This is a genomic window from Marinobacter sp. UBA2498, assembly GCF_002341575.1.
GTDB classification, from domain to species: Bacteria; Pseudomonadota; Gammaproteobacteria; order Pseudomonadales; family Oleiphilaceae; genus Marinobacter; species Marinobacter manganoxydans.
The window spans coordinates 1-11,718 of sequence record NZ_DDOI01000026.1; the positions used below are offsets into that span (position 1 = coordinate 1).

Consider the following 11,718-nt stretch of genomic DNA (forward strand, 5'->3'; position numbering starts at 1 on the left):
CTAGCAATAAGCATTGAATTCCCACCGGTATTTGCATAGAATGCCGCTCCTGTTTTGGCTGTTCATTTTCCAGCCAGTTACTGAATTTCCAACTTACGAATTGTGAGATCATCACCATGAAAAGAACGTTTCAACCAAGCGTCCTGAAGCGTAAGCGCGTTCACGGTTTCCGTGCCCGTATGGCCACTGCCAACGGTCGCAAGGTTATTTCCCGTCGTCGTGCCAAGGGCCGCGCACGTCTGTCCGCGTAAGCTCTGATTGCCTCATGAAGGCTTTGAGTTTCCCGAAATCACATCGTCTCTTGCGACCTGCTGATTACGGCAAAGTCTTCAACGACGTGCAGCTGAAAGTTCCACACCGGAATTTTCTGATCCTGGCTACACCGAATAATCTCGGTCACGCCAGGATCGGTTTGATCTTCTCGAAGAAAAACCTGAAGCTTGCAGTCCAGAGAAACCGGGTAAAGCGCCAGGTCAGGGAAAGTTTCCGTCACCAGACGGACCTGCCCGGCCTGGATCTTGTGGTTCTGGGACGCCAGGGGCTGGTTTCCCTGGACAACCACTCGGTTCGGGCATCCATGGATGACCTCTGGCGACGTCTCAGGAAAAAGTACGCTCAATCTCAGCCATCCCGGGCAGCATCATCGGAATCTGCCAATCGAGGAACGGGTTAATGCGCAAGCTTCTGCTTCTGCCCATCCGCTTCTACCAGTATGCAATCAGCCCGCTGATGGCCAGTCACTGCCGCCACTACCCCACCTGCTCACAATACGCCGTTGAAGCCATTAACCACCATGGCGCGCTTAAAGGATTATTTCTCGCAATCCGGCGTCTGTTAAGGTGTCATCCCTGGGCGGAAGGCGGTTATGATCCTGTACCGGGAACGGCAGAACCCCGGGCTCCGGAAACCGCAACAGCCTGCGTACACGCTGATCACTCCCATACAACAACCCAGACCAGACAGTAACTCTATGGATATTCAACGCATCGTATTATTTGCCGGCCTGGCTATTGTCAGTTATCTGATGGTGCTTGCCTGGAATGAGGACTACCATCAGCCGCCCGAGACGGCTCAGGTCGCTGAATCCCAGCCTTCGCAAACCGCTGGCAACATGGGCAATTCCGACAATATGGTGCTTCCGGAGGACAGCTCCGCTCAGGTTGATGGTGATGGCGAGTTCACCACTCCGGAGACTGGTCAGGCTGTCATCAGCTCAACCGAAACCACCACCGCGGTCAGCGATCAGTTCATCACAGTTCGCACCGATGTCTACGATCTGCAGATCGATCGGGTCAGCGGTAACCTGGTAAAAGCACGGCTGCTTGATTACGACGATACCCTGAACAGCGAAAAGCCGTTGACGCTCCTGAACAACACGCAGAATCGCCTGTACGTTCTGGAAAGTGGGCTGATTGGTCGTGATGGCCCGGATAGTCGCAAAAACGGTTCGGCTCCGGTCTACAGTGCTGACGCTGCAAGCTATGAACTGGCGGAAGGCGACAATCAGCTTCAGGTAGATCTGACTTACACCTCTGATAATGGCGTCCAGATCACCAAGCGTTATGAATTTGAACGCAACAGCTACGAAATTGGCGTCAAATATCTGGTTGAAAACCAGTCGAGTGAAGAATGGCAGGCCAATTTCACCGGCAAGATCGTCCGGGATCAGTCCCCGGACCCGACCTCCCAGACCAGCATGGGTATCCAGGCCTTCCTGGGTCTGGTCATCAGCTCCCCGGAAGATCCCTACGAGAAGTTTGATTTCGGAGACCTCCAGGAAAACCAGATCAATCAGTCGGTTACCAACGGCTGGCTGGCCTTCCTGCAGCACTACTTCCTGTCGGCATGGGTACCGGAGCGCGATATTCCCGCCCAGTACCAGACCACGCGCCGTGGCCCGAACTATGTAATGGGCTTTGTTTATCCGGCTACCAGTGTGGCGCCGGGCGAAACCGCAGAGATCGGTGCCCGGGCCTACGTTGGGCCGAAGATCATTGAGCGCCTTGAAGGCATGGCTCCGAACCTCGACCGTACCGTTGATTTCGGCTGGTTGTTCTTCATTTCGCTGCCGCTGTTCATCATTCTGGACTGGTTCCATAGCCTGGTTGGCAACTGGGGCGTGTCCATCATCCTGCTGACGGTTCTGGTCAAGGCGGTGTTTTTCCATCTGTCCGCTACCAGCTACAAGTCCATGGCCAAGATGCGGGCCGTTGCGCCCCAGCTGACCCGGCTGAAAGAACTGTACGGAGACGACCGGCAGCGCATGTCCCAGGAAATGATGGCGTTGTACAAGCGGGAGAAGATCAATCCGCTGGGTGGCTGTCTGCCCATACTGGTGCAGATGCCGGTGTTCATCTCCCTGTACTGGGTTCTGTTCGAGAGTGTTCAGCTTCGCCACGCGCCATTCATGCTGTGGATTCAGGATCTGTCGGTCATGGACCCGTACTTCATCCTGCCGATTCTGATGGGTGCCAGCATGTTCCTGCAGATGAGTCTGAACCCGACACCGCCGGATCCGATGCAGGCCAAGATCATGAAGATGATGCCGTTGATCTTTACGGTCTTCTTCCTGTGGTTCCCGGCAGGTCTGGTTCTGTACTGGCTGGTGAACAATATTCTGTCCATTGCCCAGCAGTGGTACATTACCCGCAAGATCGAAGCAGAAATGGCCGGCAAGAAGCACTGACCGGTGCCCGAACCGACCCGGCAAAGGCTCCTGTATGGAGCCTTTGTTGTTTTCAGCCTGTGGAAAAAGCATGAGCCAGAGTTCTGACACCATCGCAGCCATCGCCACCGCACCGGGACAGGCCGGAGTTGGCATTGTTCGTATCTCTGGGCCCAAGGCCCTCGCCATTGCAAAAAAGATGCTGGGGTTTGAGCCGAAACCGCGATATGCCCATTACGGCCCCTTCCATGACAGCCATGGCGAGTTAATAGACGAGGGCATCGGCCTGTTTTTCCCCAACCCCCACTCGTTCACCGGCGAAGATGTGTTCGAGCTTCAGGGGCACGGTGGTACGGTGATTCTCGATCTTCTGCTCCGTGAGGTGTGCAGCCAGGGTGCAAGGCTCGCCCGGCCCGGCGAGTTTTCCGAGCGGGCGTTTCTGAACGACAAACTGGACCTGGCCCAGGCCGAAGCGATTGCCGACCTGATTGAAAGCAGTTCGGAACAGGCGGCCCGCTGCGCGGTTCGTTCGATGCAGGGTGTGTTCTCCAGGCAGATCGAGGATCTGGTGGAGGCGGTCACTCATCTACGGATCTACGTGGAGGCGGCGATCGATTTTCCAGAGGAGGAGATCGACTTCCTCGCCGACGGCAAGGTAGCCAGTGACCTTCAAAACCTCCTGGAGCGGCTCGGGAAAATCCTGGCCGAAGCCCAGCAGGGAACGATTCTTCGTGACGGCATGAAAGTGGTGATCGGCGGAAGGCCTAATGCCGGCAAGTCGAGTCTCCTCAATGCCCTGGCCGGTCGCGAAGCGGCCATTGTTACGGCGATTGAGGGCACAACCCGTGATGTCCTGCGGGAGCATATCCACATCGATGGGATGCCCCTGCACATTATCGATACTGCCGGCCTGCGGGACAGCCCGGACGAAGTGGAACAGATCGGTATTGCCCGGGCCTGGGAGGAAATCCGTCAGGCCGATCGCATTCTTCTGATGGTGGATGCGACTACCACCGAGAAAACCAGTCCCCATGAAATCTGGCCGGATTTCATCGACCAGCTACCGGCCAACGCCCCGGTGACGGTGATACGGAATAAGGTGGACCTCTCTGGTGAAACGGTCGGTATCAGTGCCGAAGATCACCAGAGCGCGCCGGTGATCCGTTTGGCAGCAAAGTCTGCCGAGGGCCTGGAGATACTCCGGGACCATCTCAAACAATGCATGGGGTTTGCCAGCACCACAGAAGGTGGTTTCCTCGCCCGGCGCCGCCATCTTGATGCCCTGGAGCGCGCCCAGGCCCTGCTGATCCAGGGCCAGAGCCAGCTGGAGGGTTTCGGTGCCGGCGAGCTTCTGGCTGAAGACCTGCGTGCCGCCCAGGATAGCCTGGGCGAGATCACCGGGCATCTGACGCCTGATGAGTTACTGGGCAAGATCTTCAGCAGCTTCTGTATCGGTAAATAGCGCTAACCGGTCTTCCGGCGTTCCTCGGAGGTGACTGGCACCAATGCCTCAGTGCTGTTGCGGTTGCCCAGGAAATCCGGGCGCGGTTTGTTGCCGCAGAATGGGGCCTGGAGCTGGTTTTCCACACTGTTATAGACGAAAAACAGGTTGCTGCGCGGCCAGGGCGACATATTGGCATTGGAGGCGTGGAGCGTGTTGCACTCGAAGATGATCAGCGAGCCGGCAGGGCCGGTTGGCGCTTTGATACCGTAGTCATCCGCCATGGCTGCCAGGTCCCGTTTGTTGGGAACACCCAGTTCCTGTTTTTTCAGCGACGACTGATAATTGTCCTCCGGTGTGCGGCCAACGCAGGGCACAAAGGTCTTGTGGGAACCGGGAATGAGCATCAGGGGGCCGTTGAAAGGCGTGTTGTCGGTGAGCGCGATGGAGAAGCTGACTGCCCGCATCCGTGGCATGCCGTCCTCGGCGTGCCAGGTTTCAAAATCCGAGTGCCAGTCAAAACCCTTGCCGTGGAAACCGGGTTTGAAATTGATCCGGGACTGGTGGATGTAAGCTTTACTGCCCAGAAGCTGACGCACCATGGCCAGAATCCTGGGATCCCGGGTCAGCCGGTCGAATCGGTCCGACAGTTCGTGAATGCCAAAAATCGAGCGGATCTCCTGCTTGCCGGGTTCAGTAATGGTGCCTTCCGAGCGCAGAATGCTTTCATCGTCCTCATAGCCCCGCAAATCCTCCCGGAACTGGCGCACCGTGGCCTGGTCGAGAAAACTGTCGAAGACCAGAAAACCGTCGCGCTCATACCGTGCCAGCTCAGTCTCACTCAGTGGTCCGTCGGAACGGTCCGAGCCGCTGCTGTGCACCACGGGATCCTGACGTTCAAAGCTTTTGGTGGGGCGTTCCAGGCGGGTGGGATAAAAGTCGTCAGTACGAGTCTCCATATTCGAACCTCCTTACTTTTATTTGAGAAATCAGAACATTTCTATTTAATTCAGTAAGTTAATAACTCCAATGCGGAAATGCACCTGTAAGATGGGTTCAGGCGGACGTATTTCAAGGGCAAAAAAACCCGGGCCGAGGCCCGGGGATCAGGTGTACCGGATACCCTACCCGGTGAAGGCCAGATCTTCGGCGTCGAGCTGCATCAGGTTTTTGCTGGGGCTGAGCATGCTGGTGGCGTGGCTCTGGGCCCGGGGCAGCAAACGTTCAAAATAGAACTCGGTGGTGGCGAGCTTGGCCTGGTAAAAGCCGGTGGATTCCTCACCACCGTTATCGAGTTTATCCACAGCCACCGCAGCCTGACGCAGCCAGATATAGGCCATGGTGACGTAGCCGCTATACATCAGAAAATCGTAGGATGCGGAACTCACCACATCGCGATCCTTGCGCGCCGCGAGCATGATACGGACGGTCAGCAGGTTCCATTGCCCGGTCAGCTTGAGCAGTTCCAGAGCCCAGGGCCGTAGCCGTTTATCGGTGAGATGCTTACGGGCAAAATTGGCAATGTTCAGGGTGAACTCGCGCACCGCGCCGCCCTGGGTCATCAGCAATACTTTTCGTCCTAGCAGGTCCAGCGCCTGGATACCGGTAGTGCCCTCGTACAGGGTGGCGATGCGGGTATCCCTGACAATCTGCTCCATGCCGTGTTCGCGGATGTAACCGTGGCCGCCAAAAACCTGGACCCCCAGGTTAGCCGCTTCGCAGCCGAGTTCAGTGAGAAAGCCCTTCAAAATTGGCGTCAGGAAGCCGAGTTTGTCATCGTACTTTTCCGCCTTTTTATCGTCACCTTCGGTGAATCCCTCGACCATGTGATCGGCCAGCCGGGCCGCGTAATACAGCATGGCCCGACCGCCTTCGGCGATGGCCTTCTGGGTCAGTAACATCCGGCGCACATCAGCATGATGGATCAGGCTGTCGGCGACCTGGTCCGGCTCTTTCTTGCCTGAGAGTGCCCGCATGGAGCGCCGATCTTTTGCATAGGCCAATGCCCACTGATAGGACAGCTCCGCCGGACCGACGCCCTGAATGGCGGTGCCGATGCGGGCGGTGTTCATGAAAGTGAACATGCAATTGAGCCCTTCATTCTCGGGGCCAATGAGAAAACCGGTGGCGCCATCGAAATTCAGTACACAGGTGGCCGAGGCCTTGATGCCCATTTTCTTTTCCAGGCTGCCGCAGACGACACCGTTGCGCTCACCGACATCGCCGTTACCGTCGGGCAGGAACTTGGGTACGATAAAAAGGCTGATGCCCCGGGTGCCCTTGGGGGCGTCGGGCAGACGGGCCAGCACAATATGGATAATGTTCTCGGTCAGGTCGTGGTCGCCAGAGGAGATGAAGATCTTGGTTCCGGTAAGCCGGTAGCTGCCGTCGGCCTGTGGTTCGGCTTTGGTCTTTACCTGGCCCAGATCGGTGCCACACTGGGGCTCGGTCAGGCACATGGTGCCGGCCCAGCGGCCGTCGGTCAGTGGCGCAAGGTAGGTCTGTTTCTGGTCTTCCGTACCATGAAGGAAAATTGTGTTCATGGCCCCCAGGGACAGCCCCGGATACATGGAGAAAGGCCAGTTGGCAGTACCCATCATTTCCTGTTTCAGCAGTCCCATGGACGCGGGAAGGCCCTGGCCGCCGTATTCCTCGGGCGCTGAGAGTCCCTGCCAGCCCCCCATGGCGTAATGCTGGTAGGCGTCCCGGTAACCGGCGGGTGTGGTGACTTCACCGTTGTCCAGTTTGCAACCTTCTTCGTCGCCAGAGAGGTAAAGTGGGCTCAGCACCTCTTCACAAAACTTTCCGCATTCGCCGAGTATCGCGTCCACGATATCGGGCGTGGCGTTTTCACCGCTGGTCAGGGTGGCGTAATGACCCGGGTAATCGAACACCTCGTTCAGCAGGAATTTCATGTCGCGCAAGGGTGCTTTGTAAACCGGCATAGCGGAATCCTCTGTGTCTTTCTCAACAATCTTGGGTGGGCAACCACCGTTCGTTGCCTTGTGTTTTACGCCAATACCCGGGCACTGCCATTGACGAAAAGCACCGGGCAGACTGTCAGAATGGACAATTGGCCGAGATGACGTAGCAGAGATCGTGGATTCCGGGTAATGATCGTTAAAGAGGCTTTCGGCGTATTTCCTTGCGCCGAGGACCCCCACATATTCCTGTTCAGAGAGTGTAAAAGTCATGCAAAGCCTGTTTACCGAGATATCGAAACGCCTCTCGACACCTATACTCTGGGTATTGTTTTCGACACTGCTGCTCAGTGGCTGTGCCAGTCCCTCGCTCGAGGACTACGCCGACCGCACGCCAGAACTGGTCCCTGAAGAGTTCTTTACCGGCGAACTTTCCGCCCGGGGGGTGGTCAAGAATTTTTCCGGTGAGGTGATTCGCACCTTTGATGCGGATATTAGCGCGTCGTGGGATGACGAGGGCGTAGGCACTCTGGATGAGGTGTTCCGTTTCGATGACGGCGAAGTGCAGACCCGCGTCTGGACCCTGACTCCCGCGGAAGACGGCTACCATGCTGACGCCGGTGACGTGGTTGAACCCGGAACCATGCGTTGGAGTGGCAATGCAATTCACATGAATTATGTGCTCCAGGTGGCCTATGGCGACGGTACCCTGGACGTACGCATGGATGACTGGATGTACCTGATTACGCCCGACACGTTGATCAATCAGACCACCATGAGCAAGTGGGGAATCGACGTGGGCGAGGTGGTTCTGGTCATCCAGAAAAAGTAACAGACGACTAACCTGACCCCGAAATACCTGGAAATCCTATGTGGAAACAGTGGTTGATTGCGTTGGTACTGGTGGCTGTCGCTATCGGCGGCGCCTTTGTGTATCAGAACTTCGATGATGGGACCGCCGCCCAGAGCGGCCGCGAACGTCCCGCCAGCGCCGTTAACACCATGCTTCCGCAGATGGAGGCAGTACGGGATGTGGTCAACGCCGTTGGCAGTCTCAAAGCCCTGAACGCGGTGGAACTGACCACGGAAGTCAGTGGCCGGGTGGTGGAATTGAATCTGGAAACCGGCCGCCGGGTGGGGCAGGGCGACGTCCTGTTGCGGCTTGATGATCGCCAGGCCCGGGCAGACCTGCAGGTGATCGAGGCGCAACTGGCGGATGCCCGCCGACAGCTTGAAAGGGCACAGCGGTTGCGTTCGAACAACAGTATTTCCCAGTCCCAGGTGGATCAACTGAGAACGTCAGTCGATGTCGCCGAGGCTCAGCGCCAGTCAGCTCAAGTTCGTCTGGAAAACCACCGGATCGAGGCGCCGTTTGCCGGTGTGGTCGGGCTGAGTGACATCAGCGTCGGCGCCTATATCACTACCGGAACCTCGGTGACTACCCTGGATAACACCGACCGTATGGAACTGGGCTTTTCGATCCCGGAGCGTTTCCTGGGGCAGGTGAGTCTCGGGCAAGAGGTAAGGGGCGCATCGCCGGCCTATCCGGACCAGACCTTTTCCGGCCAGCTGGTGGAGTTGGGTTCCAGGGTCAGTGAGTTGAGCCGTTCGCTGCCTGTCCGGGCACTGATCGATAACCCGGATGGTCTGCTCCGGCCGGGACAGTTCATGTCTGCGACGCTAACACTCCGGCAACGGCAGGCGCTGGTAATCCCCGAGCAGGCGGTGATGATCCGGGGTGATGAACAATATGTGTTTGTGGCTGAAGACGGTGTGGCCCGGCGGGTTTCGGTGAGCCTGGGCTCGCGCATGCCCGGTTTTGTGGAAGTTTCGAACGGTCTGAGCCAGGAAGACCCGGTGATCGTGACCGGTCAGGACCGACTCAGCAGTGGGGACCGGGTTCGGGTATTGGAAGACGACAAAGCCATTCCCGAGAACCGTTTTATTACGGCCAGGGAGTCGTAACCGGTGGTCCTCTCCGACGTCTCCATCAAGCGGCCGGTGTTCGCTACGGTCCTCAGTCTTCTGATCGTTGTGTTCGGTCTGGCAGCCCTGATGGGCCTGCCGGTGCGCGAGTACCCGGATATTGACCCACCCGTTGTTTCCATCTCTACCGACTACACCGGCGCCGCGGCCGAGGTGGTGGATACCCAGATTACCCAGGTGATCGAAGGTGCCATCAGTGGCATTGAGGGTATTCGGTCGATCGAATCATCCACCGAGCAGGGCGAGTCCCGAACCAGTATTGAATTTACCACCGCCCGGGATGTGGATATTGCCGCCAATGATGTCCGTGATGCGGTGTCCCGGGTGGCCAACCAGCTGCCAGATGAAGCCGATCCACCGGTGGTGCGCAAGGCGGATTCCGATGCACGCCCGATGATGTGGGTGACCCTGCGCAGTGATGTCTGGGACAGTGCCGAATTGAGTGACTTTGCCGACCGGGTCCTGGCGGACAGGTTGTCGGTACTCGATGGTGTTGCCGACGTGCGTATCGGTGGCGAACGGCGCTATGCCATCCGGGTCTGGCTGGACCGCGAACGTCTTGCGGCTCGGGATATCACCGTGGCGGAAGTGGAACGGGCCCTGCGTGCCAACAACGTGGAGCTTCCGGCAGGATCGGTGGATTCGTCCACCCGGAATTTCACCGTGCGGGCCGAGGGCCGGCTGTCGAACGTGGAACAGTTCCGGGAGCTTGTGGTTCGCCGGGATGGTAATGATCTGTTGCGCCTGGGCGAGGTGGCCAATGTCCAGATGGGTGTGGAGTCGGATGTGAGCCGCCTGCGCGCCAATGGCCAGACCGCCATCGGCATGGGGATTATCCGCCAGTCCAAGGCCAACACCGTTGCGGTTTCCGATGCCGTCCGCGCCGAGCTGGAGAAGATCCGGGAGACACTGCCACCGGAAGTCACCATCGCGGAAAGCTACGACGAATCCATTTTCATTCGGGCTTCCATCAAGGAAGTGGTCACCACGCTCGCCATCGCAGTGTCTCTGGTTATCCTGGTTATCTTCCTGTTCCTGCGCTCCTGGCGGGCGACCCTCATTCCCGCGGTGACCATTCCGGTTGCGGTGATTGGTGCCTTTATCGGTCTGGGCTTCCTGGGTTTTTCCATCAACGTACTGACCCTGCTGGCGGTGATTCTTGCCATCGGCCTGGTGGTGGACGATGCCATCGTAATGCTGGAAAACATCCAGCGCCGGATTGACGAGGGTGAGCCCCCGTTGCTTGCCGCCTACCGGGGCGCGAAGCAGGTTGCCTTCGCCGTGATTGCGACCACTCTGACCCTGGTGGCGGTGTTCGTTCCCATCTCCTTCATGGGCGGCAACATTGGCCGATTGTTTGCCGAATTCGGCTTTACCCTGGCGGCGGCAGTGGTGTTTTCGAGCCTCGTGGCCCTGACCCTGGCGCCGATGTTGTGTTCCAAGTGGCTCAGGCACAGCCCCGAATCGGCAGAAGGTCATCGTCTCTGGGCCGCCAGTGAAAAGGCCCTGAATGGCCTGACCAATGGTTACCGCAGGCTGTTGGAGTTTTCCCTGAGGCAGCCGGGCTTGTTGCTGGGCCTTGGACTTGTCGGGCTGGTCATTGCCGCCGTGGTGTATCCGAAATTGCCTCAGGAGCTGGCGCCTACCGAAGACCGTGCCGTGATCATCATGCCCACCAGCGCGCCCCGTGGCTCAACGGTGGAATACACCGACCACTACGTTCGGCAGGTGGAAGAAACACTGCTCCCGTATCTGGACGAGGGGATAGCCAACCGTTTGCTTGCTATCGTCGGATTCCGCAATGAAGAGGACAACGCGTTCATGATCATGGGCCTGGTACCCTGGGAAGAGCGGGATATCAAGCAGCAGGAGGTGACCAGCGAAATCCGCAGGAAGTTGGCTGATGTGTCCGGCATCCGGACCGTGGCCGTCAATCCGGCGGGTCTGGGCCAAAGGGGTTTCAGCCAGGCGATCGAGTTCGTGGTGGCTGGTCCGGACTATGAGTCGGTTCAGGCCTGGAGCCAGGAGATCGTGGAGCGCGCCAAGGAAAACCCGAATCTCCAGAACCTGGATACTGATTTCGAGCTGACCCGGCCGGAACTTCGGGTGAACATCGACCGGGAACGGGCCGCGGATCTGGATATCACGGTAGAAGACGTGGGCCTCACCTTGCAGACCATGCTGGCTTCCCGGCAGGTAACGACTTACATCGATCGAGGCCGCGAATACGATGTAATCATTCAGGCGGAAGATGCCAACCGGGCAACGCCCGAAGACCTCGGCCAGATTTTCCTGCGGCCCCGGGAGGGCGGTAACCTGATCCCATTGCAGGCACTGGTTTCCGTGCAGGAGATCGGCGCCAACCCGGACCTCCGCCGCATCGACCGCCTGCCCGCTGTGGTGATCAGTGCGTCTATGGCGGATGGTTACGACCTGGGTTCGGCATTGACCTACCTGAACAATCTGGCTTTGGATAACCTGCCGCCGGAAGCCCGCATTAGTTACAAGGGCCTGAGCCGGGAATTCCAGGAATCCTCGGCGGCAATCTACGTTACCTTTGCGCTGGCTTTCGTCATCGTGTTCCTGGTGTTGGCAGCCCAGTTTGAAAGCTGGATACATCCGTTGATTATCATGCTGTCGGTGCCGCTGGCGGTAACCGGGGCTCTCCTGGCGCTCTGGTGGACGGGTATCAGTCTGAACATCTA

Annotated in this window: 10 protein-coding genes; 8 read left to right on the forward strand and 2 right to left on the reverse strand. The window is 58.1% G+C overall.

Annotated features, from left to right (window positions below; genetic code table 11):
• The first annotated feature begins 116 nt into the window (after window positions 1–116).
• The 5 genes from rpmH (at window position 117) to mnmE (ending at window position 4,127) form a co-directional block, all read left to right on the forward strand.
• Window positions 117–251 carry a 50S ribosomal protein L34 gene (gene rpmH, locus B2W52_RS02400; RefSeq protein ID WP_008172542.1) on the forward strand — a complete coding sequence of 45 codons (135 nt, stop codon included), beginning with the start codon at window positions 117–119 and terminating at the stop codon, window positions 249–251.
• Window positions 252–265: 14 nt separating this feature from the next.
• A complete protein-coding gene (gene rnpA / locus B2W52_RS02405; protein ID WP_008172544.1) occupies window positions 266–673 on the forward strand; it encodes a ribonuclease P protein component in 408 nt (135 codons plus the stop codon).
• A complete protein-coding gene (gene yidD, locus B2W52_RS02410; protein ID WP_008172546.1) occupies window positions 673–966 on the forward strand; it encodes a membrane protein insertion efficiency factor YidD in 294 nt (97 codons plus the stop codon). Before rnpA ends, yidD begins: the two co-directional genes overlap by 1 nt.
• Before the next feature lie 4 nt (window positions 967–970).
• Window positions 971–2,686 carry a membrane protein insertase YidC gene (yidC, locus tag B2W52_RS02415; protein WP_053113396.1) on the forward strand — a complete coding sequence of 572 codons (1,716 nt, stop codon included), beginning with the start codon at window positions 971–973 and terminating at the stop codon, window positions 2,684–2,686.
• A gap of 70 nt (window positions 2,687–2,756) precedes the next feature.
• Window positions 2,757–4,127: a tRNA uridine-5-carboxymethylaminomethyl(34) synthesis GTPase MnmE gene (gene mnmE / locus B2W52_RS02420; protein ID WP_104270991.1), complete on the forward strand. Its 1,371-nt coding sequence runs from the start codon at window positions 2,757–2,759 to the stop codon at window positions 4,125–4,127.
• A gap of 2 nt (window positions 4,128–4,129) precedes the next feature.
• On the opposite strand, the gene thpD is transcribed toward mnmE, so the two are convergent.
• Together thpD and B2W52_RS02430 are read right to left on the reverse strand one after the other, a co-directional pair.
• Window positions 4,130–5,065: an ectoine hydroxylase gene (gene thpD / locus B2W52_RS02425; RefSeq protein ID WP_273073051.1), complete on the reverse strand. Its 936-nt coding sequence runs from the start codon at window positions 5,063–5,065 to the stop codon at window positions 4,130–4,132.
• A 165-nt stretch (window positions 5,066–5,230) separates the two neighbouring features.
• Window positions 5,231–7,051 (reverse strand): acyl-CoA dehydrogenase C-terminal domain-containing protein, encoded by a 1,821-nt coding sequence (locus tag B2W52_RS02430; RefSeq protein ID WP_273073052.1) that lies wholly within the window; start codon window positions 7,049–7,051, stop codon window positions 5,231–5,233.
• Between the two features lie 247 nt (window positions 7,052–7,298).
• On the opposite strand from B2W52_RS02430, the gene B2W52_RS02435 reads away from it, so the two are divergent.
• The 3 genes from B2W52_RS02435 to B2W52_RS02445 form a co-directional block, all read left to right on the forward strand.
• A complete protein-coding gene (locus B2W52_RS02435) occupies window positions 7,299–7,859 on the forward strand; it encodes a DUF3833 domain-containing protein (RefSeq protein WP_092030651.1) in 561 nt (186 codons plus the stop codon).
• A gap of 38 nt (window positions 7,860–7,897) precedes the next feature.
• Window positions 7,898–8,992 carry an efflux RND transporter periplasmic adaptor subunit gene (locus B2W52_RS02440; RefSeq protein ID WP_053113392.1) on the forward strand — a complete coding sequence of 365 codons (1,095 nt, stop codon included), beginning with the start codon at window positions 7,898–7,900 and terminating at the stop codon, window positions 8,990–8,992.
• Between the two features lie 3 nt (window positions 8,993–8,995).
• Window positions 8,996–11,718 (forward strand): efflux RND transporter permease subunit (locus tag B2W52_RS02445; RefSeq protein WP_286801117.1); only part of this gene is annotated, 2,723 nt, incomplete at its 3' end.